A 22,387-nucleotide genomic window follows, 5' to 3' on the forward strand; every position below is an offset into this window, starting at 1 on the left:
CTGGGCAGATGGCCTCGTCCCCCGCGCCCCGCGCCCCCCGGAAGCCCGTCACCCGCCGCCACCACGGTCACGAGTTCGTCGACGACTACGAGTGGCTGCGCGCCAAGGAGGACCCGGAGGTCATCGCCCACCTCGAGGCCGAGAACGCCCACACCGAGGCCGAGACGGCGCACCTGGCCGCCCTGCGCGAGACGATCTTCGAGGAGATCAAGGGCCGCGTGCAGGAGACCGACCTCGGCGTCCCCGTGCGGGAGGGCGAGTGGTGGTACTACTCGCGCACCGCCGAGGGGGCCCAGTACGGCATCCACTGCCGGGTGCCCGTCGCCGACGCCGACGACTGGACCCCGCCGACGATCAGCCCCGACTCCGCCCCGGCGGGCGAGCAGGTGCTGCTCGACGGCAACGTCGAGGCCGAGGGCCACGACTTCTTCTCGCTCGGCAGCTTCGACGTCTCGGCCGAGGGCGGCCTGCTCGCGTGGGCGATCGACACCACCGGCGACGAGCGCTACGAGCTGCGCGTCCGCGACCTGACGACGGGCGTCGACCTGCCCGACCGGGTCGCCGACACCGCCCCCGGCGCCGTCTTCGACGCCACCGGACGATTCGTCTTCTACCCGACGGTCGACGAGTCGTGGCGCCCCGACACCATCTGGCGCCACGAGGTCGGCGGCGGGGGCGACGACGTCACCGTCTTCACCGAGCCCGACGACCGGTACTGGATCGGCGTGGGCCTCACGCGGAGCCGCCAGTACCTCGTCGTCGACGTGGGGTCGAAGATCACGAGCGAGACCTGGCTGCTCGACTCGGCCGACCCGACCGGGGAGTTCCGTGTGGTGTGGCCGCGACGCGAGGGCGTCGAGTACGACGTCGAGCACGCCGTCGTCGCCGGCAGCGACCGCCTGCTCGTCGTGCACAACGACGGCGCCGAGAACTTCGAGCTCGTCGACGTGCCCGCCGACGACCCGACCTCGGCCACCGACCGCCGTGTCGTCGTCGCCCACCGCGACGACGTGCGGCTCGAGTCCGTCGACGCCTTCGCCGGCCACCTCGTCGTCGAGCACCGCCGCGAGGCGCTGCCCCGGCTCTCCGTGCTGCCGCTCGGCCCCGACGGCTACGGCGACCTCGTCGAGGTCGAGTTCGACGAGCCCCTCTTCGCGGCGGGCGCGGGCGGAAACCCCGAGTTCGCGCAGCCCACCGTGCGCTTCGGCTACGCCTCGTTCGTCACGCCGTCGACGGTCTGGGACCTCGACGTGCGCACGGGCGAGCGCCGGCTGCTGAAGCGCCAGGTCGTGCTCGGCGGGTACGACCCCGCCGACTACGAGCAAGCCCGCGAGTGGGCGACGGCGGCCGACGGCACACGCGTGCCGATCTCGCTCGTCTGGCGGCGCGACGCCGTGACGCCCGGCGAGCCCGCGCCGCTGCACCTCTACGGCTACGGCTCGTACGAGCACAGCATCGACCCGGGCTTCAGCGTGGCGCGCCTCTCGCTGCTCGACCGGGGCGTCGTCTTCGCGGTCGCCCACGTGCGGGGCGGCGGCGAGATGGGCCGCGCCTGGTACGAGCAGGGCAAGACCCTGACCAAGACGAACACCTTCACCGACTTCGTCGACGTCGCCCGCCACCTCGTCGCCGAGGGGCGCACCACGCCCGCGCAGCTCGTCGCCGAGGGCGGCAGCGCCGGGGGCCTGCTCATGGGCGCGGTCGCCAACATCGCGCCCGAGCTGTTCGCCGGCATCGTCGCGGCCGTGCCGTTCGTCGACGCCCTGACGAGCATCCTCGACCCCGATCTGCCGCTGACCGTCATCGAGTGGGACGAGTGGGGCGACCCCCTGCACGACGCCGAGGTCTACGAGTACATGCGCGGCTACTCGCCCTACGAGAACGTGCGGGAGGGCGTGCGCTACCCGCGCATCCTCGCGGTCACGTCGCTCAACGACACCCGCGTGCTCTACGTCGAGCCCGCCAAGTGGGCGGCCCGGCTGCGCGACGTCGGCGCGCCGGTGCTGCTCAAGACCGAGATGTCGGCCGGCCACGGCGGCGTCAGCGGCCGGTACGAGTCGTGGCGCGAGCGGGCCTTCGAGCTCGCCTGGCTGCTCGACGTGCTCGGGCGGGCCTGAGGCGCGGGGCGAGGGGGCCGAGGTCGTGGGCGAGGGCCCGGTGACGGTCGGTCGGTGGGCTGACGCGCCCGCCCCGGCAGCGGGTGCCGTCGACCACGTCGCCCTCTGGCGCGGCATCAACGTCGGCACGGCGAAGCGGGTCGGCATGGCCGACCTGCGGGCCGTCGCGTCGGGGCTCGGCCTCGTCGCGCCGGCCACCGTGCTCGCCAGCGGGAACCTCGTCGTCGGCGTGCCGACCGACCGGGCCGGCGACGTCGCCGCCGAGCTGAGGGCCGCCGTCGCGGCGGCCACCGGGGTCGACGCGGCCGTGCTCGTGCTCACGGGCGACGCCTTCCGCGCCCTCGCCGCGGCGAACCCGCTCCGGCGCGACGACCGCCCACCGGCGAGGGTCTCGGTGGCGGTCGCGGAGGTGCCCGGTGCGCTCGCCGGCACCGCGCCTCCCGCCGTCGACCTCGGCGACGAGGAGATGGTCGTCGCTCCGGACGCCGTCTACCAGTGGCTGCCCGCCGGGGTGACGGGGTCGCCCGTGCCCGCCGCGTGGTGGCGGGGGCTGCCCACGACGGTCACGGCCCGGAACGACGCGACGGTGCAGAAGATCGTCGCCCTGCTCGACGCCCGGGCCGCGTCGCGGGGCTGATCAGGCCCGCCGCCGGACCGTCGCCGGGTCAGTCGCCGAGCCCGAGGGCGAGCTTGGAGCGGTGCGCCGAGGGCCGGGCCCCGGCGGCGTGCAGCCGCGGCGCGACCGCGTCGAGCAGGGCGTCGCCCTCGGGGCCGTCGACGCCTCGGCCGAGCTCGGCCTCCCACTCGCGCCAGGCACGGACCCGCCCGTCGGCCGCGCGCGTCGCGCGCACCACGTCGTCGGCGACCTCGACGAGCTCGCGCCCCTCGTGGTCGAGCAGGTGGTGCGCCGTCCGCCGCGTCTCGAGCAGGAGGACGGGCCGCAGCGCGGGCGCCCCGTCGCCGACACCGTCGCCGCCGCCCCCGGTCCCGAGCAGCGCCGCGACCCGGTCGAGCAGCTCGGCGGGCACCGGCTCGTCGTCCGCGCCCAGCGGGTGGTGCACCTCGCGTCGCCCGCCGCCCGCGACCTCCGGCGGCAGCTTGAGGTGCCAGCCCGCGTCGTGCCCGCCGGTGCGACGTCGGAGCGTCACCCGGGCCCCGAGGAGGCGGTGGTCGGGCGTGTCGTGGTAGGTCGCCGAGAGCGAGGCGGCCGGGTCGAGCTCGACGCGCGCGACCTCGAGGGCGCGACCCGCGCCTCCCCCGGCCCCGGCTCCGGCCCCGACGCCGACGCCGACCAGGTCGGGCACCGCGGCCTCGTCGTCGACGTCGTACTTGCGCTCGATCTCGATCTGCTCCGTGCCGGTCATCACCCCGTTGTAGTCGATCGGCCGGGCCCGCGTCGACGCGGACCGGGCCCGCGTCGACGCCGACCGGGCCGTCACCCCGCCGGTCGGCGTACTGTCGGGGCCATGAGCGATGTCGCCCCGAGTCTGGCTGGTTGGATGGCGCGACAGCGCTGGTACGCGACGAAGGGGCGCACGCCTGCGATCCGGGTGATCGGGTCGTTCGAGGCCGACCTCGACGGCGTGCTCGCCATCACGCTCCTCGTCATCGACGAGGCCCCCGACGTGCCCGTGCTCTACCAGGTGCCCGTCGTGGCCCGCCGCAGCCCCCTGCCGGGCGGCGACGCGGCCTTCATCGGCTCGGCCGACGACCTCTACCTCTACGACGCCCCCCACGACCCGGCGTACGCGCGGCACCTCTTCGAGCTGCTGTCGTCGACGAGCCACGTCGACGGGTCGGACGTCGCGGTCGACGGCACGCTGCACGTCGCCGCCGGCACCGTGACCCGCTCGCGCGTGCTCTCGGGCGAGCAGTCGAACACGTCGATCATCTACGACGTCACGGGCGGCCCCGTCGAGCACGCCATCGCCAAGGTGTTCCGCGTGCTGCACCACGGCGACAACCCCGACGTGACGACGCAGGCGGCGCTCACCGAGGGCGGCAGCACCCGCGTGCCCACGACCTTCGGCTCGCTGCACGCCACGTGGCCCGACCCGGGCCGCGACGGCGGCGTCGCGAGCGGCCACCTCGCCTTCTCGCAGGAGTTCCTGGCCGGCTCGGAGGACGCCTGGCGCGTGGCCCTCGACGCGGCCTCCGCCGGCCGGGGCTTCACGACCGAGGCCCACGACCTCGGCGTCGCCGTCGCCGAGGTGCACGCCACGCTCGCGCGCCAGCTCGGCACCGTCGAGGCCGACCAGGACGCCGTCGACGGGGCCCTCGTCAGCATGCGGCGCCGCATCACGACGGCCGCCCGCGAGGTGCCCGAGATCGCCCCGCACGCCGACGCCATCCTGCGGGTCTACGACGCGGCCGGTGCGCTCACCTGGCCGCGACTCCAGCGGATCCACGGCGACCTCCACCTCGGCCAGGCGCTCCAGTCGCCGACGCGGGGCTGGACGCTGCTCGACTTCGAGGGCGAGCCCCTTCGGCCGATGCCCGAGCGCTCGCGCCCCGACCTGGCCCTGCGCGACGTCGCCGGCATGCTGCGGTCGTTCGACTACGTCGCGGGGTCGCTCGCGCAGCAGACGCCGCCGGTCGACGTCGGCACCTGGGCGCACGACGCCCGCGCCGCGTTCGTCGACGGCTACGTGGCGTCGTCGGGCGTCGACGTGCGGGCCCAGCGGGCCCTGCTCGACGCGTTCGAGATCGACAAGGCCGTCTACGAGGCGATCTACGAGAGCCGCAACCGGCCCGACTGGATCGGCATCCCCATCGCCGCGGTCGAGCGCCTCGTGGCGCGCTCCGCCCCCGCCGCCGGCCAGTAGGCCACCGGAGGCCGCGCTAGCCGCCCGAGTGGCCACGACCTGCTGCTCCCGTCACCGGGAGGAGCAGGTCGTGACCACTCGGCGCGCCCCGCCGGAGGCCCGGGTCAGGGGCGCGGGACGTTGCGGAGGTTCGAGCGGGCCATCGCCACGACCTCGCCCGCGCCTCCGTTCACGACGATCTTCGACATCGCCAGCGAGAAGCCCTTCACCTGGGAGCCCGTGATCGCCGGCGGCAGCGAGAGCGCCTGCGGGTCGGTGGCGATGTCGATCAGCGCCGGGCCGTCGTGCTCGAAGACCGCCTCGAAGCCGTCGCGGAGGTCGCCCGGCTGGTCGACGTGCACGGCGTGGATGCCGATCGACCGGGCCACGGCCGCGTAGTCGACGTAGGGCACGTCGACGCCGAAGTCGGGGTAGCCGTCGACGAGCATCTCGAGCTTGACGAGGCCGAGCGTCGAGTTGTTGAACACGACGATCTTCACCGGCAGTTCGTACATCTTCGCCGTGATCAGCTCGCCCATGAGCATCGAGAGGCCGCCGTCGCCCGACATCGACACGACCTGGCGGCCCGGGTGGGCGAACTGCGCGCCGAGCGCGTGCGGCAGGGCGTTCGCCATCGAGCCGTGCAGGTACGAGCCGAAGACGCGGCGCCCGGCCGTCGGGGTGACGTAGCGCGCCGCCCAGACGTTCGACATGCCCGTGTCGGCGGTGAAGATCGCGTCGTCGGCCGCGACCTCGTCGAGGATGGAGGCCGCGTACTCGGGGTGGATCGGCACGAGGGCGTCGGCCTTCTTCGTGTACGCCCCGACGACGCCGTTCATCAGCTTGTCGTGCTTCTTGAGCGTCTTGTCGAGGAACCTGCGGCTCTTCTTGTCGCGCACGAGCGGGGCGAGCGCCCGCAGGGTCGGGAGCACGGCCCCGTGCACGGGCACGTGGACCGTCGCGCGCCGCCCGATCACGGCGGCCTCGACGTCGACCTGGGCGATGCGCACCTGGTCGCCGTCGGGGAGGAACTGGGGGTACGGGAAGTCCGTGCCGAGCAGCACCAGGAGGTCGGCGTCGTGGATGCCCGCGTGCGCCGCCCCGTAGCCGAGCAGGCCGGTCATGCCGACGTCGTAGGGGTTGTCGTGCTGGATGACGTCCTTGCCGCGCAGGCTGTGCCCGATCGGCGCCCCCACCCGCCCGGCGAGCTCGATGATCTCGTCGTGCGCGCCGCGGCCGCCCTCCCCCACGAAGAACGCCACGGTGCCGGCCTCGTTGATCGCGTCGGCGAGGGCCTGCACGTCCTCCTGCGCGGGCACCAGCTCGGGCGCCCGGGTCGTGAGGTGCGGGGGCGTCGCGCCCTCGGCGTCGAGCTCGGCGACGTCGCCCGGCAGCGTGACGACGCTGACGCCGTGCCCGGCGAGCGTGTGGCGGATCGCCGCGGCGACCACCGACGGCGACTGCACCGAGGTCGAGATCATCTCGCTGTAGCCCGAGCACTCGACGAACAGCCGGTCGGGGTGCGTCTCCTGGAAGTAGTCCGAGCCGATCATGGCGCTCGGGATGTGGCTGGCGATCGCGAGCACCTTGGCACGGCTGCGGTGCGCGTCGTAGAGGCCGTTGATGAGGTGCAGGTTGCCGGGGCCGCACGAACCCGCGCAGACGGCGAGCTCGCCGCTCATCTGGGCGTCGCCCGACGCCATGAACGCCGCGGCCTCCTCGTTGCGGACGTGGATCCAGTCGATCCCGCCCGCCTCCGAGCCGCCCGTGCGGCGCACCGCGTCGACGATCGGGTTGAGGCTGTCGCCCACGATGCCGTAGATGCGGCGGACGCCCGCCTGGACGAGCTGCGCGATGATCTGGTCGGCGACCGTGTCTGCCATGGGGTGTCTCCTTCGTCGAGGTCGTGGGGCGATCGACGGCGGGCCCGCGGGGGCGCTCGTCGCGACCTGCTCCCAGCCAACTCCCCCGCGCCTCCCCGGCTCCTGGGCTTAGCCTTGGACGATGACCGACACCGCCACCTCCTACGTGCCCGACGCGGGCACCATCACCATGTTCAGCACCTCGTGGTGCGGCTACTGCGCGCGCCTCAAGCAGCAGCTCGGCAAGCAGGGCATCGGCTTCACCGAGGTCAACATCGAGGAGGTGCCGGGCACCGCCGAGATCGTCGAGAGCGTCAACGGCGGCAACCAGACCGTGCCGACCGTCATCTTCCCCGACGGCTCCACCGCCACGAACCCCTCGCTCGCCGACGTGCAGGCCAAGCTCGGCCTCTAGCGGGCCGACCGCGTCGCGCCCGAGAGGGCAGGCGCCGAGACGACACGACGCCCCGTGCCTCCCGAGGGAGGCGCGGGGCGTCGTCGCGTGCGGGTCGCGTCAGCCCTGCGGCGCGGCCGCGAAGAACTCGATCTGGTTGCCGTCCGGGTCCTTGACCATCAGCGTGGTGCCGAACTCCGGGTCCTCGAGGTGGGAGTCGATGCCGACCGAGCGGGCGTGCTCCTGCCAGGCGACGACGCCGTCGCGGTCGGCGACGGCGAGGCCGATGTGGTCGAGACCGGGCACGGTCGGGTCGAACGGGACGGCCTTGCCCTCGGTGTAGGCGGTGACCCCGAGGATCTGCCCGCCGCCGACGGAGAACAGCCGGCGGTCGAGGCCGTCGAGCTCGATGCGGCCGACCGGCGGGGCGCCGAGCAGCGACTCGTAGAACGCGAGGCTGCGGTCGAGGTCGGACACGGTGATGGCGACGTGGGCGTAGCCCTGGACTTCCGGCACGGGGTGCTCCTTCATTCGGGGTGGTCACCCCACCGAACGCGCCGCCGCTGGGAGCCGCACGGGCACCGGGCCCGGAGAGGGCCCGCGGCGCGCCGGGCGGACGGCCCGGCGCGCTGCGCGGCTAGCCGCCGAGCGCCTCGGTGAGCAGCGCGACGAGGGCGCTGTGCTGGATGTCGGCCGAGTCCACGACCTCGCTGTCGTCGCCGTCGAGGGCCCGGGCGGCGAGGCCGGCCTTGCTGTCGATGAGCTCGGCGATCTTCGTGTCGATCGTCTGGGCCGCGATGACGCGCCACGCGGTGACGGGCTCCTCCTGGCCGATGCGGTGCACGCGGTCGATCGCCTGGGTCTGCTCGGCGTCCGTCCACGACAGCTCGGCGAGCACGACGTTGGAGGCGACCTGCAGGTTGAGGCCGACGCCCGCCGCGGTGAGCGAGCAGACGACGATCTCGACCTCGGGGTCGTCGACGAACGCGTCGATCTGGCGCTGGCGCACGGCGGGCGTCTGGTCGCCGCGGATCGAGGCGTACTTGATGCCGCGCTTCGCGAACGTCTGCTCGGCGGTGTCCATCACGTCGATGTGCTTCGCGAAGAAGACGACCTTGCCGACGTTGCGGGCCAGCTGCGCGGTGTAGTCGGCCGCGAGGCCGGCCTTCGCCTGGCCGATGCGGCGCACCATGCTGAAGACGTTCTCGCCGCTGCTCGAGCTGCTGGCGTCCTCCAGCTCCCACTTCGCCACCTGGCGCACGAGGTCGTGGTCGATGCCCTCGACCCGGACGCCGGAGGCGCGGGCCGCGAGGGCGGAGCGGTAGCGGCTGACGAGACGGCGGGCCAGCTCGCGCTCGGCCTCCCGGATCGACCGGCCGGCCTCGTCGTCGAGCTCGACCGGCAGGTCGGCGACGCGACGGGCGGGGATGTCGGCGGCGACGTCGACCTTGCGGCGACGGACGATGCCGAGGTCGATGACGATCTCGCGGGCGGACGGGAAGAAGCCCGGGTCTGCGGGGGTGAGCCCCGCCTCCTCCAGCTGCTCCATGAGCTCGGCGGCCGGCTTCTTGTCGCCGATCCAGCCGAGGAACTGCCAGATCGCCCGGAAGTCCTCGGTGTCGTTGATCAGCGGCGTGCCCGTGAGGGCCATCAGCAGGGGGTGCGCGGTGCGGGCGCGGATGCGCTCGGAGAGCTGCAGCACGTGTCGCGACCGCTGCGACTCCTTGTTCTTGATGAAGTGGGCCTCGTCGACGATCATGCCCTTGAAGCCGAGGTCGCCGAGCCAGCCGACGTGCCGGTCGAGCACCTCGTAGTTGACGATCACGACGTCGGCGAACGCGTCGAGGGTGTCGCCGTCGCCGTGGATGACCGTGGCGGTGCGCGTCGGGGTCCAGAGCTGGACCTCGCGGGCCCAGTTGGTCTTGACCACGTTCGGCACGACGACGAGCAGGGGGTAGGCCCCGGCGGCCTGCGCGGCGAGGAGCGACTGGGCGGTCTTGCCGAGGCCCGGCTCGTCGGCGAGCAGGTAGGTGCGGTGGCCCTGGCGGGCGGACTCGACGAGCTGCGCCTGGTGGTGCATGAGCGTCGCGCCGGCGGGGGCGTCGACCGTGCTGGGCTCGGGCAGGGGCATGCACGCCGAGCCGCCGCCGGCGCCGTACTCGAACGCCTTGAACAGGGGCCCGAAGAGCTCCCAGTTGGCGAGGCGCACGGGGTGCACCTCGCGCGAGACCTCGGCGAGCGAGAAGTCGGGCGGCAGGAACGGGTTCGCCAGCTGGCGCGAGACGACCGACTGCGGCACGACCTGGCGCTCGGAGACGGGGGCGACGGGCGCGGCCTCGCGCACGACGACCTGCTCCTCCGGGGCGAGCTCCATGCCCGCGGAGAGCTGCATGTCGCGCTTCAGCGCCTTGGCGCTCTCGGAGACGACGGCGTCCTCGCCGAGGAGGGCGATCAGCGACGTGTCGCGAGCAGCCGTCTTCGCGAGGATCTGCGCGACGCCGTCGAGGCGCTTCATCTGCTCGGCGCGCTCGCCGTCGGTGATGGCCTTGTCGACCTTCACCCGGGCGCGCTCCTCGCGCATGAGCAGGGCGATGACCTGGAACTTCGTGCGGCTGGAGGGCTTGACCTGCCCCCGCTGGGCCGCGGCCTCGACCTCGCGCACGGCGCGGGCGAGGACGGGGATCAGCCCGTCGTTGTCGACCTCGCGGCGACGGTGCGGACGCTGGGCGGTGCGGGTGCCGCCGGATCGGTTCTGGCCTGGTCGAGCCAAGGCTCCTCCTCGTGGTCGACGGTCACGTCGACGGTGCTGTGTCGTCGATGCGACGACGGGTGCTGCACCGGCCGACCCGCGGTGTGCGGGGGCCGGGACCGCGCACCGCGGCGATCGGGGCTGATCGCGGTCGATCTGGTGCGGCACGGGCGTACGACTGGGACGTGCGGGAGCGGACGGCCCGGAGGCCAGGCCCTCGCCCGGGGCACCGTCGCGCGAGGCGGGCCTCGAGGGCCGGCACGACGCTCAGATCTGCGCCTGTCGATCGGTCGGGGCACCGTGTCGGAGCCGACACGGACGGTGCTGCGCGCCACTTTACGCGGTCGACGGGGCCGGGCGCCACCTGCGCCGGGGCGTGTCCGCCGCTCAGACGGCGGCGACGGGGCGCGGCCACAGGGTGCCGGAGGCGGCGCCCAGCAGCTGCACGGCCTTGCGGCGGCCGCTGTCGGTGCCGAGCGTCGCCTGCCCGCCCGCGTGCGCTAGCAGCTGCGACGCGACGGCGGGGGCGAGGCGGTCGGCGATCGCGGGCGCCTCGCCGACCCAGGTGCGGCTCACCTCGTCGGCCAGGCGCTCGCAGGCGCGTGCCTCGGCCTCGTCGCCGTTGCCGCGGTGCCACTGGCCGGTGACGACGAGGTGGGCGACGAGCGCGCCCGCGTCGCGCGCCGGGTGCCCCTGCCCGGCGGTGTCGATGTCGAGCAGGCCCGTGACGCGCCACGGCTCGGCCGGGTGCACGAAGAGCTGCTCGAGGTGCAGGTCGCCGTGGATCACGCGCCGCGGGTCGCCGGCCCAGGAGGCGCGGCGCCGGTCGATCTCGTCGTAGAGGCCGTCGATCTCGGCGGCGCGCTCGGGGAGGGCGCTGCGGAGCGTCGCGCGGTGCCACGCGCCGTGGTCGAGGGCGTCCGACTGCGCGCTCGACGTCACGTCGACCCGGGCGGTGCGGACGCCGAGCTCGACCACCTGCGCGACGAACCGCGGGTCGTCGGCCAGCTCGAGGACCTTCTGCCCGGCCGGCACGCCCGGCACGCGCTCGAGCACGAGGAGGCCGTCGGCCCGGGAGGCGAGCACCCGTGGCACCGGCAGACCCTGCGCCCGGAAGGCGGCGTGCAGCGCGACGATCGGCGCGACCCGGTCGGGCCGGATCACCTTGAGGAAGAGAGTGGTCTCGGCGCTGTCGAGGCGGATGACGGCGCGCTTGCCGGGCCGGTACGCGGCGACGGCGAGCGTCGGCGCGGTGACCGCGATGCCCAGGGCGGCGAGCGACTCCTCGACGCGGTCGGGGTAGGTCACCCCGGCGAGCGCCGGCAGCAGCGGATCGGCCGGGTAGGCCCACACGGCGAGGGGCTGGCCCGTGCCGGGGTCGGTGGTCAGCACGCTCGAGGCGTCGGCACCCGTGACGTCGGTGTCGATGAAGGTCAGGACGGTCGCGGTGACGCCCGCCGCGTCGACGGTGTCGACCTCGTAGCCGTAGAGGAACCCGTGGCCCGACGGCTCGACCGAGTGGGGGCGGAAGGCCACGACGGTGACCCCGGAGCCCTCGAAGGCCGCGGGGAGCACCTCAGCGGAGTTCGGCCACACGCGTCCATCAAAGCGCGTCGGAGGCGCGGTGGGCGCCAGGCGGGCCCGTCACGTCGCCACGGTGACCTGATCGTGATGTGCCGGGGCCTGGCTACGCTGGCCGCATGGAGATCGTCTCGCGGGTGCGCCAGACGAAGCGCACTCCCCTGCTGCAGGTGGTGAAGACCAGCGTCGCCGTCGTCGTGGCCTGGTTCGCCTCGATCGCCCTGGTGCAGCAGCCCCTGCCGATCTTCGCGGCCATCGCGGCCCTGCTCGTCGTGCTGCCGAGCGTCAACCAGTCGTTCGTGCGCGGGCTGGAGCGCAGCGTCGGCGTGATCGCGGGCGTCGTGATCGCGTACGGCGCGGGCCAGCTGCTCGGTGACGGCAGCGGCGTGGTGCTCGGCATCGTCGTGGTGAGCCTGCTCGTCTCCTGGGCGCTCCGCCTGACCCCGAGCTCGGCGAACCAGGTGCCCATCTCGGCCATGCTCGTGCTCGCCATCGGGGCGCAGACCCCCGACTACGCGCTCGACCGCATCGTCGAGACGATCATCGGCGCCGTCGTGGCGCTCTCCGTCAACGCGCTCATCGTGCCGCCGGTGCTGCTCGCGCCGGCACACCTGGCCGTGGGCCGCCTGGCGCGCGGCCTCGCCGGCGTGCTCGACGACCTCGCGGGCGTGCTCGAGGCGCCGACGGCACCCGACCGCGTGACGGCGGTGCTCACCCGGGCCCGCGACCTGCGCGACCTGCAGGCGCGAGCGGTCGCGGCCGTCGCCGCCGGCGAGGAGAGCCTCATGCTCAACCCGCGGGCCAGCCGGCAGCGCACGGTGCTGCAGGCCGACGCCGCCCTGCTCGTGCGGCTCACCGTGCTCGTCAACCGCGTCGTCGGAATGACCCGGTCGGTGCGCGACAACTACGAGCCCGAGCTGGCCGACGACCCGGTGGTCGAGGAGATCTCGGTCGAGCTGCGACGCGCCGCCCACGACGTGCGGCTGCTCGCCCGCGACGTCGAGGGCGCTCGGGGGGCGCCGGCGGCGGGCACCGCCCCCGTGCCCGGGGCCGCCGACGAGTCGCCCGCCCTCACCGCCCCGGTGCAGGTGCTGCGCCCCGACCCCGTGCACTGGGTGCTCGTGGGCTCCTTGCTCGAGGACATCCGCCGGGTGCGCGAGGAGATCATCGGTGCCTGACGCCGGCAGCGGGCCCTCCCTGTACGCGCCCTTCGGGCTCGACGACGACCCCGGGGCGCTCGGGCTCGCCCGGCTGGTCGCCCCCACCCCCGACGGCGCGGTGCTCGTGCACCACCGGCGAGCAGATCCCGCCGACCCGGCCGACCCGGCCGCCCCCGTGACGATCCTGCTGCACGGCGCGGCGGGCTCGTGGACGACCTGGACCCCGTACCTCCGCGCCGCCGCCGAGGCCGGCCGCCCGGTCGCGGCCCCCGTGCTCGTCGACCTGCCGGGGTGGGGCGGGTCGCCCGCGCCGACGCCCGCCCTCGACGTCGACGCCGCCGCCCGGGTCGTCCTCGCGGTCGCGGACGCCCTCGGGCACCCGCGGTTCGAGCTCGTCGGGCACTCCCTCGGCGCCCTCGTCGCCCTGCACGTCGCGGCGACGAGCCCGGGGAGGGTCACGCGGCTGGGGCTGGTCTCGCCGACGACCTTCTCGGCGCTCGAGGCCGCCGCCCGCCCGTGGAGCGGGGTGCGGCGGCTGCCGGCCCTGGTGCTGCTGCGGGGCGTGTTCGCGGTGCTGCCCCGCGCCTCCTCGGTGCTCCTCCGGGCCGCGGCCCGCGTCGGGCTGCTCACGGCGCTGGCGTCGCCGGTGTTCCGGCACGCCCGGCGGGTGCCGCGGTCGGTGCGGGAGGCGTTCGTCGCGGAGGTGCGGCCGGTCGCCTTCGTCGTCGCCACGCGGTCGGCCCCGGGGTACGACACGTCCGCCTGGTCGGCCTACCGCGGGCCGGCCTCCGCCGCGGCGGGCGCCGACGACGCCTTCGCGGAGCTCGACGACCTCGTGCGCCTGCGGGCGGTGCTGCCGCAGTGCCGCACCACGCTGCTGCCCGAGTGCGGTCACTTCGCGCACGTCGAGTGGCCCGCCGCGACGGTCGACGCGCTCGCCTGACCGCGGGGCGGCCCGGACGACGCCCAGCCCTGGGCCGCGGTCAGCCCGCGTCGTGAGTCACAGCGTCGGGCCCGTGCTCGACCGCGGCGACCACCATGTCGATGCACTCGGGGTTCCCGAGCGGCCGGAAGTGGCCGTCGACGGGGAACGTCACGTTCGTCGCCCCGGGCAGGACGCTGCCCTCGGTCACGTGCGCGTCGAAGCCGGACGCCATCGAGGTGATGCGCGAGTTGGCCTCGAGCTGGTCGGCCAGCCGCAGCAGGTCGGCGTCGCGGGGCGAGAACGCCTTGAGCGTCCGGTTCGGCAGGTACAGCGACCAGCGCGTGCCCGAGAACGGGCTGTTGACCGTGACCATGCGCGCGAGGCGGCCGTCGCGGTCGGTCGAGACCATCATCGTCTTCCCGATCAGGCCGCCCTTGCTGTGAGCGAGCACGACCACGTCGCGCAGGTCGTGCGCGTCGACGATGCGCTGGGCGACGGTCGCGGTGGCGGCGACGGGGCGCCGGTTGTGGCCCATGCCCGGCACGACGACGATCGGGTGCCCGAGCTCGTGGAGGCGCTCGGCGATCGGGCGGAGGAAGCGCCAGGTCTCGTAGACGCCCGGCAGGAGCAGCACGGGGGCGCGGTCGCCGCGGCGCCAGTCGGCCGGGACGCGTCGGGCGGACCGGGGCACGAGGTGCACGCGGACGACGTAGGGGTAGTCGAAGAGCAGCGTGCGGACGAAGCGCCGGAGGCCGACCCGACGGTGCCCCTCGCCGCGGGTGGGAGTGGAGCTCATGGGGTCGACGGTAGGCGCAGGGAGTCGCCCCCGCCCGGCGTGCCGCCCCCTACGCCACGCGGGAGGACAGGCCCTGGTCGCCCGCCGCCCCGGAGGCGCCGACCAGCGGCCAGCCCTCGGGCCAGGCGACGCACTCCACCGCCTCGATCGAGACGCGGAGCGCGTGCTCCCACTTCGTGCAGATGCCCGCCCACGGCGGCGGGAAGGCGAGCGCGTCGTGCAGGAGCGACAGCGCGGCCTCGCCCCAGCCGGCCCGCGCCGCCGCGTTGGCCGCGTCGGGCAGGGCGCCGACGACGTAGCGGACGACGAGCACGCGGTGCTCCCACGTCATCTCGTCGATCGCGTCGAACGCGCCCCAGGCGCTGTCGATCTCGCGTCGCAGGCGAGTGATCTCGTCGGAGTCGAACCCCGATGTGCCGCTGATCATGCTGAGCCCCCCTCAGAGCAGATCGTCCGCCCCTCGGGGCGGCCGAGCGACGTCGCGGTCGCTCCCCGGAACATACCACCCAGACGGTACCCACCGGTATCCAGACGCGCCTCCACGCACGCCCGGTCTGTCCCCCGCTGCCTGGACCCGGGCCGAGGGCGACGGTCTACCGTGCACGACGCACCCACCGGTGCGACGACTCCGCACTGACCCACGACGAACGGGAGAACCATGTTCCAGGGATCCGACACTCTCCGCGAGAACCTCCAGAAGGTCCTCGTCGACCTCATCGAGCTGCACATCCAGGGCAAGCAGGCCCACTGGAACCTCCTCGGCTCGAACTTCCGCGACCTGCACCTCCAGCTCGACGAGATCGTCGACGCGGCCCGCGAGTTCTCCGACGAGGTCGCCGAGCGCATGCGCGCCGTCTACCTCATCCCGGACGGCCGCTCGAACGTCGTCTCCGGCGGCACGAGCCTCCCGCAGTTCCCCGAGGGGCCGGTCGAGACGACCGCCGTCGTCGACCTGATCGTCGACCGCATGTACGCCGCGACCGACACCATCCGCACCGTGCACGACGACATCGACGACGAGGACCCGACGACGGCCGACGTGCTGCACGGCATCCTCGAGCGCCTCGAGCAGCTGGCCTGGATGACCGGCGCCGAGAACCGCCACCCGCAGCGCGACGCCGCGGACGCCGGCACCCGTCAGCGCGACGAGGAGGCGGCCGAGGAGGGCCTCGACCGCGTCGGCGCCATCGCCAACTAGCACCGCCACCGCCCGTGGCACCACGGGCGCACACCGACTGGGCACCGCCCCGGAGATCCCCTACGCGACCTCCGGTGCGGTGCCCTCGCCACGACCAGGAGACGACCTTGACCGACACCACCACCCCCGACGGCGACGTCACCGCAGCCGCTCCCGTCACCGAGGCCTTCGACCACGTCGTCGTCGGCGGGGGCATGACCGCCGACGCCGCCGCGACGGCGATCCACGAGGCCGACCCCGAGGCGACCGTCCTCGTGGTCAGCGACGACGTCGACGAGCCCTACACCCGCCCCGCGTTGTCGAAGAAGCTCTGGATCGACCCCGACTACACCGAGGCCGACAACGACCTGGGCACCCGCGAGGCCTCGGGGGCCGAGATCCGCCTCCGTACCTCGGTGACCGCCGTCGACCGCGAGCGCCGCACCGTGACGACCAGCGACGGGCGGACGGTGTCGTGGGGGCGCCTCCTCCTGGCCACGGGCGGCTCACCGACGCGTCTGGACCTGCCCGAGGACGACCGCGTGGTCCACTTCCGCACGGCCGCCGACTACCGCCGCCTGCGGGCGCTCTCCGGCGACGGTCGCCGGGTCGTCGTCGTCGGCGGCAGCTACATCGGCACCGAGCTCGCCGCGGCGCTCGTGCAGAACGACACGCGCGTGACCCTCGTCACGCCGGACGACGTGCTCGGCGGCTCGGTGTTCCCCGCCGCCGTCGCCGCGCGCTTCCAGGCCGCCTTCGAGGAGGCGGGCGTCACCCTGGTGACCGGGCGTCGCGTCGAGGGCGGCACGGCCTCCGAGGCCGGGCTCGTGGTCAGGCTCGACGACGGCTCGACGCTCGACGCGGACGCCGTCGCGGTGGGCCTCGGCATCACGCCGTCCACGGAGCTGGCCGAGGCCGCGGGCCTGGAGGTCGAGGACGGCGTCGTCGTCGACGCCTCGCTGCGCACCTCCGACCCGGACGTCTTCGCCGCCGGTGACGTCGCCTCCTACCCCGACCGCATCCTGGGCCGCCGCCGCGTCGAGCACGTCGACAACGCCAAGGAGCAGGGCGCGCTCGTCGGCCGCGTCATGGCGGGCTCGGCCGAGGAGTACGACCACACGCCGTACTACTACTCGAAGGTCCTCGACATCTCGTACGAGGCCGTCGGCACGCTCGACGCGTCGCTCGAGACCGTCGTCGACGACGAGGGCGACGGGTCGACCGTCGTGTACTACCTCACGGACGGCGCGGTGGCCGGCGTGCTGCTCTGGAACGTCGAGGACGCCCGCGACGCCGCCCGGGCCGTGCTCGCCGAGGGCACGGCCGTCGACCGGGACGGGCTCGTGGGCCGGATCTGACCCGGATCGGCCTCAGCCGCGCGGGCCGAAGAGGAACGGCGCCCGCCCGGCCCGGTCGAGGTCGAGAGCGAACACCCCGCCGCTCACGGGGTGCTCGGCGAGCTGCGCCTCGTCGAGCCCCTCGCGGGCGGAGAGCACGAAGAGGGTCCGCAGGTCGGCGCCCCCGAAGCCGATGCCCGTGAGCAGCGGGACGGGGAACTCGACGCGCTCGAGCACCTCCCCGTCGCGGTCGAGGTGTACGACGACGCTCTCGCCGTGCACGGCGCCCCAGAACTCGCCCCGCTCGTCGCGGGCGAGCCCGTCGTGCGAGCCGCCCGTCGAGAACGGCTCCAGCTCGCCGAGGGCGCCGTCGGCGCCCCACGAGGCCCGGTAGATGGTCTCGCGGTCGGTGTCGGTGAGGAAGATCTCGGAGCCGTCGTCGTTCCACTCGAAGCCGTTGGTGGTCGTGAAGTCGTCGCGCAGCATCGTGACGCCGCCGTCGGGGCCGACGCGCCAGAGGCCCGCGACGGGCTCGCCGTCCGGGTCCATGGCGCCGACCACGAAGGCGCCGAACGGGTCGCACTTGCCCTCGTTGAGCCGCATGCCCTCCTTGGCGAGCTCGATCGTCGCGAGCACCTGGAGGGAGCCGCCGTCGTCGTCGGTGAGGACGACCTGGTCCTCGAGGGCCGCGACGAGCCCACCGCCGCGTCGTCGCTGGAAGCTCGGGAGGGGCGGGTCGACCGGCAGGGAGCGGTCTCGCAGGCCGTCGGCGGAGGTACGGTGCAGCAGCCCGGGGGTGATGTCGGTCCAGACGAGCTCCTGCGCGTCGACGTCCCACACGGGGCTCTCGCCGAGCGTCGCCCGGGCGTCGAGGAAGAGTCGGGGGCGAGGCGTGGCGCTGTCGGTCATCACTCCCGTGTACGCGCCCGACCTGGTCACCCGCTCCTCCCCAGGGGTACGCGAGGGCCCCCAGCACACAGCCTCCTGCGAGCGCCGAGCGCGAGGAGGCACGGGAGAGCACCGTAGGAGGGGTGACCGACACCCTCGAGAGCGTCCACGAGACGACCGACTCCTTCCGCGACGAGCCCGACGCCTGGCAGGCGCCCGACCCCCGGGAGGACGGCTACGTCGCCCTGCGCTCCTACGGCGCGATCGGCGACGGCCGCACCGTCGCCCTCGTCGCCGGCGACGGGCAGATCGACTGGCTGCCGATGCCGTCCCTCTTCACCGACCCCGTCTTCAGCGGCATCGTCGACTCCCGCACCGGCGGGCGGGTCGAGCTGCGCCCGGTCGATGACGACTTCACCGTGCAGCGGGCCTACGTGCCCGGCACCAACGTGCTGCGCACGCGCTTCCGCACCTCCACGGGCATCGTCGAGGTGACCGACGCCCTCATCACCGGCGTGGCCGGCCGGCTGCCCTGGAGCGAGCTGGCCCGCCGGGTCGACGGCCTGCGGGGCCGCGTCGAGATGCGCTGGGCCGTCGTGCCGGGCAACTCGTTCGGCACGCACCCGATCCGCCGCGTCGACACCCCGCACGGGCCGGTGCTGCGCGCCGCCGACATCAACCTCGCCCTGGTCGGCTTCGAGCACGGCCGCACCGACCCGACCGAGCCCGGCCACGGCGAGGAGGCCGACGGCCCGCTCGAGTTCCGCGGGTCGTTCACCACGTCGCCCGGCTCGCGCTCGCTGCTCTGCCTCTGCGGCGTCGACGACGAGCCCCTGCACCTGCCCGACCCGCGAGTGGTGGACCAGGGCATCGACCGCACGATCGAGAACTGGGAGACCTGGTCGACCGAGTTCAGCTGGGACGGCCCCTGGGCCAAGGCGGTGCACCGCAGCGCGCTCGCGCTCAAGCTGCTGATCTTCAGCCCCACCGGCGCGATCGCCGCCGCGGCGACGACGGCCCTGCCCGAGAACTTCACCGGCGACAAGAACTGGGACTACCGCTTCGCGTGGGTGCGCGACCTCGCCTACACGGTCAACGCGCTGCTGCGGTTCGGCCTCCGCGAGGAGACCCACGGCGCGGTGTCGTGGATGCTCAAGGCGCTCAAGGCCAACGGGCGCGAGATGCACATCTTCCTGCGCCTCGACGGCTCGGTGCCCGACGGCACCCACGGGACGGGCTCCGAGGGCTGGCGCGGCATCGGCCCGGTGTACAAGGGCAACCCCGCCGGCGAGCAGCTGCAGCTGGGCGTCTTCGCCGACATCCTCGCCGTGATGAGCCAGTACGCGGAGGGCGGCAACATCCTCGACGAGTCGACCGCCGACCTGCTGGCCGGCTTCGCCGACGACGCGTGCCGTCGCTGGCAGGAGAAGGACAGCGGCATGTGGGAGCTGCCGGAGGAGCAGCACTACGTGAGCAGCAAGATGGGCTGCTGGCAGGCCATCACCTCCGCCCTCGAGCTCGCGGAGCAGGGGCAGATGCACCCCGACCCCGACGACCTGGAGCACTGGAAGGCGAACCGCGACCTCATCGTCGAGTGGATCGACGAGCACGGCTGGTCGGAGGAGCGCGGCGCGTACCTGATGTACCCGGGCAGCGACGCGATCGACGCCTCGGTGCTGCTGCACGCGCCCAGCGGCTTCGACCGCGGCGAGCGCATGTCGCGCACCATCGACGCCCTGCGCGACGAGCTCGGCGCCGGCCCGCTGCTCTTCCGCTACAGCGACGTCGCGGAGGAGGAGGGCACGTTCGTGGCCTGCGCCTTCTGGCTCGCGGGCGCCCTCGCCTGCGTCGGCCGCGTCGACGAGGCCGTCGAGCTCATGGACCAGCTCGTCGAGCAGTCGAACGACCTGGGGCTCTTCACCGAGATGATCAGCGCCGACGACGGGCAGTTCCTCGGCAACATGCCGCAGGGCCTGAGCCACCTCGCCCTGGTCAACGCCGCCATCACCATCGACGAGATGCGCCGTGCGCGCGGCGAGGACGTCGACGACGCCTCCGACGACCGGGCCGACGAGGCCAGCCGCGAGCAGTAGCGGCACCGACACCGGCAGCACCGCCACCAGCAGCACCGACCCACCGCCAGGAGGAGAACCGATGAGCGACCACAGCGCGTCCCCCGCCGCCCCCGCGAGCCCCGCCACGCCCGACGAGCTCGAGCTCGTCGACGCGTGGTGGCGGGCGGCCAACTACCTCACGGTGGGCCAGATCTACCTCCGGGAGAACGCGCTGCTGACGCGCCCGATCGCGCGCGACGACATCAAGCCACGCCTGCTCGGGCACTGGGGCACCTCCCCCGCGCTGAGCCTCGTCTACGCACACCTCAACCGGGTCATCCGCCGCGACGACCGCGACCTGCTCTACGTCTGCGGCCCCGGCCACGGCGGGCCCGCGATGGTCGCGAACACCTGGCTCGAGGGCACCTACAGCGAGCTCTTCCCGGACGTCAGCCTCGACGCGACGGGCATGGAGCGGCTCTTCCGGCAGTTCAGCTCCCCCGGCGGCATCCCCTCCCACGCCGCGCCGGAGACGCCGGGCTCGATCAACGAGGGCGGCGAGCTCGGCTACTCGCTGAGCCACGCCTACGGCGCCGTGCTCGACGACCCCGACCTCGTCGCCGTGTGCGTCATCGGCGACGGCGAGGCCGAGACGGGCCCGCTGGCGACCAGCTGGCACGCGAACAAGCTCCTCGACGCCGTCCACGACGGCGCCGTGCTGCCGATCCTCAACCTCAACGGCTACAAGATCGCCAACCCGACGATCCTCGCGCGCATCCCCGAGGGCGAGCTGCTCGAGCTGTTCCACGGCTACGGCTACCAGCCCATCGTCGTCTCGGGCGGCTTCGACGGCGAGGACCCGATGGTGGTGCACCGCCAGATGGCGGCGGCGCTCGACGAGTCCTTCCGGCGCATCGACGAGATCCAGCGGGAGGCGCGCTCCGGCGACGGCGTCGAGCGCCCGCGCTGGCCCATGATCGTCCTGCGCAGCCCCAAGGGCTGGACGGGCCCGAGGGAGGTCGACGGGAAGAAGGTCGAGGGCACCTGGCGTGCCCACCAGGTGCCGCTGAGCGGGGTCCGCGAGAACGACGAGCACCGGGAGCAGCTCGACGCCTGGATGCGCTCGTACGGCGCGGAGGGGCTCTTCGACGAGTCGGGGGCGCCGGCCGCGTTCCTCGACGCGCTGCGCCCCCGGGGCGAGAAGCGGATGAGCGCGATCCCGGTCTCGAACGGCGGCCTCGTGCGCCGTGACCTGTCGCTCACCGACTACCGCGCGCACGCCGTGGAGACGAGCGACGACCGCCGCACCACCGCCGAGGCGACCCGCGTGCTCGGCCGCTGGCTGGCCGACGTCGTCCGTGACAACCCCGAGACCTTCCGGCTCTTCGGGCCCGACGAGACGGTGTCGAACCGCCTCGACCCGGTGTTCGACGTCACCGACCGGGTCTGGGCCGCCGACATCGAGGCGGACGACGAGCACGTCGCGCGGAGCGGCCGTGTGATGGAGGTGCTCAGCGAGCACCTCCTGCACGGCCTGATGGAGGGCTACCTGCTCACGGGGCGCCACGGCCTGCTCAACACCTACGAGGCGTTCGTGCACATCGTCGACTCGATGTTCAACCAGCACGCCAAGTGGCTCGAGAGCGCCGCCGAGATCGAGTGGCGCGCCCCGATCTCGGGCTTCACCTACCTGCTCTCGTCGCACGTCTGGCGACAGGACCACAACGGCTTCTCGCACCAGGACCCGGGCTTCCTCGACGTGGTCGTCAACAAGCAGGCGCACCTCGTGCGGATCTACCTCGCGCCCGACGCGAACACGCTGCTGGCCGTGGCCGACCACGCCCTCCGCACCACCGACGTCGTGAACGTCATCGTGGCGGGCAAGCAGGAGGCGCCCGCGTGGCTCTCCCTGGAGGAGGCGGAGGCGCACGTCGCCGCCGGGGCCGGCATCTGGGAGTGGGCGGGCACGGAGGGCACGCCGGTCGAGGGGGTCGACCCCGACGTCGTGCTCGCGTGCGCCGGCGACGTGCCCACGCTGGAGACCGTCGCCGCCGCCGACATCCTGAAGAAGCGACTCCCCCAGCTCGTCACGCGGGTCGTGAACGTCGTGGACCTCATGCGCCTGCAGGACGTGCGGGAGCACTCGCACGGGCTCACGAGCGACGACTTCGACGCCTTGTTCACGACGTCGGCGCCGGTCGTCTTCGACTTCCACGGCTACCCGTCGCTCGTGCACCAGCTGACCTACCGGCGCACGAACCACGACTCGCTGCACGTGCGCGGGTTCCAGGAGAAGGGCACGACCACGACGCCCTTCGACATGGCGATGCTCAACGACATCGACAGGTTCCGGCTCGTGCTCGACGTGCTGCACCGCGTGCCGGGCCTCGCCGACGAGCACCCCGAGCTCGTCGCCGAGTTCGAGGCGAAGCGCGAGGAGGCGCGGGCGTACGCCTACGAGCACGGCGAGGACCTGCCCGAGGTCGTCGAGTGGGAGTTCGGCCGCTAGCGGCCCGGGGCGCCCGGGTCGCGGGCGCCCCTGA

The 22,387-nt window shown here is 74.0% G+C and carries 18 protein-coding genes; 10 read left to right on the forward strand and 8 right to left on the reverse strand.

Annotation, left to right across the window (positions count from 1 at the left end):
* The first annotated feature begins 8 nt into the window (after positions 1 to 8).
* Both FHR77_RS07720 and FHR77_RS07725 read left to right on the forward strand, forming a co-directional pair.
* Positions 9 to 2,117 (forward strand): S9 family peptidase, encoded by a 2,109-nt coding sequence (locus FHR77_RS07720; RefSeq protein ID WP_167259573.1) that lies wholly within the window; start codon positions 9 to 11, stop codon positions 2,115 to 2,117.
* Between the two features lie 25 nt (positions 2,118 to 2,142).
* Positions 2,143 to 2,754, forward strand: a complete 612-nt coding sequence (locus FHR77_RS07725) for a DUF1697 domain-containing protein (protein WP_167259574.1) — start codon at positions 2,143 to 2,145, stop codon at positions 2,752 to 2,754.
* 28 nt (positions 2,755 to 2,782) lie between these two features.
* Here FHR77_RS07725 and FHR77_RS07730 read toward each other — a convergent pair whose 3' ends face one another.
* Complete coding sequence (locus FHR77_RS07730) at positions 2,783 to 3,481, reverse strand: CYTH domain-containing protein (protein ID WP_167259575.1); 699 nt, start codon at positions 3,479 to 3,481, stop codon at positions 2,783 to 2,785.
* Between the two features lie 102 nt (positions 3,482 to 3,583).
* Between FHR77_RS07730 and FHR77_RS07735 the strand changes: the two genes are divergently transcribed.
* Positions 3,584 to 4,942, forward strand: coding sequence for a maltokinase N-terminal cap-like domain-containing protein (locus FHR77_RS07735; protein ID WP_167259576.1), 1,359 nt, complete (start codon positions 3,584 to 3,586; stop codon positions 4,940 to 4,942).
* 104 nt (positions 4,943 to 5,046) lie between these two features.
* Here the strand turns inward: FHR77_RS07735 and FHR77_RS07740 are convergent, their stop codons facing one another.
* Positions 5,047 to 6,804: a pyruvate dehydrogenase gene (locus FHR77_RS07740; protein ID WP_167259577.1), complete on the reverse strand. Its 1,758-nt coding sequence runs from the start codon at positions 6,802 to 6,804 to the stop codon at positions 5,047 to 5,049.
* Positions 6,805 to 6,925: 121 nt separating this feature from the next.
* On the opposite strand from FHR77_RS07740, the gene FHR77_RS07745 reads away from it, so the two are divergent.
* Positions 6,926 to 7,198 (forward strand): mycoredoxin, encoded by a 273-nt coding sequence (locus FHR77_RS07745; RefSeq protein ID WP_056056304.1) that lies wholly within the window; start codon positions 6,926 to 6,928, stop codon positions 7,196 to 7,198.
* A gap of 99 nt (positions 7,199 to 7,297) precedes the next feature.
* On the opposite strand, the gene FHR77_RS07750 is transcribed toward FHR77_RS07745, so the two are convergent.
* From FHR77_RS07750 to FHR77_RS07760, 3 genes are all read right to left on the reverse strand, one after another.
* Positions 7,298 to 7,693, reverse strand: coding sequence for a VOC family protein (locus FHR77_RS07750; protein ID WP_056056306.1), 396 nt, complete (start codon positions 7,691 to 7,693; stop codon positions 7,298 to 7,300).
* 121 nt (positions 7,694 to 7,814) lie between these two features.
* Positions 7,815 to 9,947 (reverse strand): DEAD/DEAH box helicase, encoded by a 2,133-nt coding sequence (locus tag FHR77_RS07755; RefSeq protein ID WP_167259578.1) that lies wholly within the window; start codon positions 9,945 to 9,947, stop codon positions 7,815 to 7,817.
* Positions 9,948 to 10,313: 366 nt separating this feature from the next.
* Positions 10,314 to 11,522, reverse strand: a complete 1,209-nt coding sequence (locus FHR77_RS07760) for a phosphotransferase (RefSeq protein WP_167259579.1) — start codon at positions 11,520 to 11,522, stop codon at positions 10,314 to 10,316.
* Between the two features lie 104 nt (positions 11,523 to 11,626).
* On the opposite strand from FHR77_RS07760, the gene FHR77_RS07765 reads away from it, so the two are divergent.
* Together FHR77_RS07765 and FHR77_RS07770 are read left to right on the forward strand one after the other, a co-directional pair.
* Positions 11,627 to 12,685 (forward strand): FUSC family protein, encoded by a 1,059-nt coding sequence (locus FHR77_RS07765; protein WP_167259580.1) that lies wholly within the window; start codon positions 11,627 to 11,629, stop codon positions 12,683 to 12,685.
* The gene (locus FHR77_RS07770) at positions 12,678 to 13,610 is read left to right on the forward strand and encodes an alpha/beta fold hydrolase (RefSeq protein WP_167259581.1); all 933 of its coding nucleotides are present in this window, start codon (positions 12,678 to 12,680) and stop codon (positions 13,608 to 13,610) included. Before FHR77_RS07765 ends, FHR77_RS07770 begins: the two co-directional genes overlap by 8 nt.
* A gap of 40 nt (positions 13,611 to 13,650) precedes the next feature.
* On the opposite strand, the gene FHR77_RS07775 is transcribed toward FHR77_RS07770, so the two are convergent.
* Both FHR77_RS07775 and FHR77_RS07780 read right to left on the reverse strand, forming a co-directional pair.
* A complete protein-coding gene (locus FHR77_RS07775; RefSeq protein WP_167259582.1) occupies positions 13,651 to 14,388 on the reverse strand; it encodes an esterase/lipase family protein in 738 nt (245 codons plus the stop codon).
* A 49-nt stretch (positions 14,389 to 14,437) separates the two neighbouring features.
* Positions 14,438 to 14,815, reverse strand: coding sequence for a hypothetical protein (locus tag FHR77_RS07780; RefSeq protein ID WP_167259583.1), 378 nt, complete (start codon positions 14,813 to 14,815; stop codon positions 14,438 to 14,440).
* A gap of 231 nt (positions 14,816 to 15,046) precedes the next feature.
* Here FHR77_RS07780 and FHR77_RS07785 point away from each other — a divergent pair, with 231 nt between their 5' ends.
* On the forward strand, positions 15,047 to 15,586 hold the full coding sequence (locus tag FHR77_RS07785) for a Dps family protein (RefSeq protein ID WP_082514502.1): 540 nt from the start codon (positions 15,047 to 15,049) through the stop codon (positions 15,584 to 15,586).
* Positions 15,587 to 15,693: 107 nt separating this feature from the next.
* Positions 15,694 to 16,923 (forward strand): NAD(P)/FAD-dependent oxidoreductase, encoded by a 1,230-nt coding sequence (locus tag FHR77_RS07790; RefSeq protein ID WP_243861617.1) that lies wholly within the window; start codon positions 15,694 to 15,696, stop codon positions 16,921 to 16,923.
* 12 nt (positions 16,924 to 16,935) lie between these two features.
* Here the strand turns inward: FHR77_RS07790 and FHR77_RS07795 are convergent, their stop codons facing one another.
* The gene (locus FHR77_RS07795; RefSeq protein WP_167259584.1) at positions 16,936 to 17,811 is read right to left on the reverse strand and encodes an SMP-30/gluconolactonase/LRE family protein; all 876 of its coding nucleotides are present in this window, start codon (positions 17,809 to 17,811) and stop codon (positions 16,936 to 16,938) included.
* 122 nt (positions 17,812 to 17,933) lie between these two features.
* Here FHR77_RS07795 and FHR77_RS07800 point away from each other — a divergent pair, with 122 nt between their 5' ends.
* Both FHR77_RS07800 and FHR77_RS07805 read left to right on the forward strand, forming a co-directional pair.
* On the forward strand, positions 17,934 to 19,883 hold the full coding sequence (locus FHR77_RS07800) for a glycoside hydrolase family 15 protein (RefSeq protein ID WP_167259585.1): 1,950 nt from the start codon (positions 17,934 to 17,936) through the stop codon (positions 19,881 to 19,883).
* 61 nt (positions 19,884 to 19,944) lie between these two features.
* Positions 19,945 to 22,353 (forward strand): phosphoketolase family protein, encoded by a 2,409-nt coding sequence (locus FHR77_RS07805; RefSeq protein ID WP_167259586.1) that lies wholly within the window; start codon positions 19,945 to 19,947, stop codon positions 22,351 to 22,353.
* The last annotated feature ends 34 nt before the right edge of the window (positions 22,354 to 22,387 follow it).

The sequence above is a fragment of the Frigoribacterium endophyticum genome (genome assembly GCF_011759585.1).
Lineage (GTDB): Bacteria > Actinomycetota > Actinomycetes > Actinomycetales > Microbacteriaceae > Frigoribacterium > Frigoribacterium endophyticum.

Bases quoted from the DNA above. Each gene is read 5' to 3' on its own strand.
- FHR77_RS07720 (WP_167259573.1), top strand. From the start codon at position 9: ATGGCCTCGTCCCCCGCGCCCCGCGCCCCCCGGAAGCCCGTCACCCGC.
- FHR77_RS07730 (WP_167259575.1), bottom strand. From the start codon at position 3,481: ATGACCGGCACGGAGCAGATCGAGATCGAGCGCAAGTACGACGTCGAC.
- FHR77_RS07735 (WP_167259576.1), top strand. From the start codon at position 3,584: ATGAGCGATGTCGCCCCGAGTCTGGCTGGTTGGATGGCGCGACAGCGC.
- FHR77_RS07740 (WP_167259577.1), bottom strand. From the start codon at position 6,804: ATGGCAGACACGGTCGCCGACCAGATCATCGCGCAGCTCGTCCAGGCG.
- FHR77_RS07745 (WP_056056304.1), top strand. From the start codon at position 6,926: ATGACCGACACCGCCACCTCCTACGTGCCCGACGCGGGCACCATCACC.
- FHR77_RS07765 (WP_167259580.1), top strand. From the start codon at position 11,627: ATGGAGATCGTCTCGCGGGTGCGCCAGACGAAGCGCACTCCCCTGCTG.
- FHR77_RS07775 (WP_167259582.1), bottom strand. From the start codon at position 14,388: ATGAGCTCCACTCCCACCCGCGGCGAGGGGCACCGTCGGGTCGGCCTC.
- FHR77_RS07780 (WP_167259583.1), bottom strand. From the start codon at position 14,815: ATGATCAGCGGCACATCGGGGTTCGACTCCGACGAGATCACTCGCCTG.
- FHR77_RS07785 (WP_082514502.1), top strand. From the start codon at position 15,047: ATGTTCCAGGGATCCGACACTCTCCGCGAGAACCTCCAGAAGGTCCTC.
- FHR77_RS07795 (WP_167259584.1), bottom strand. From the start codon at position 17,811: ATGACCGACAGCGCCACGCCTCGCCCCCGACTCTTCCTCGACGCCCGG.
- FHR77_RS07805 (WP_167259586.1), top strand. From the start codon at position 19,945: ATGAGCGACCACAGCGCGTCCCCCGCCGCCCCCGCGAGCCCCGCCACG.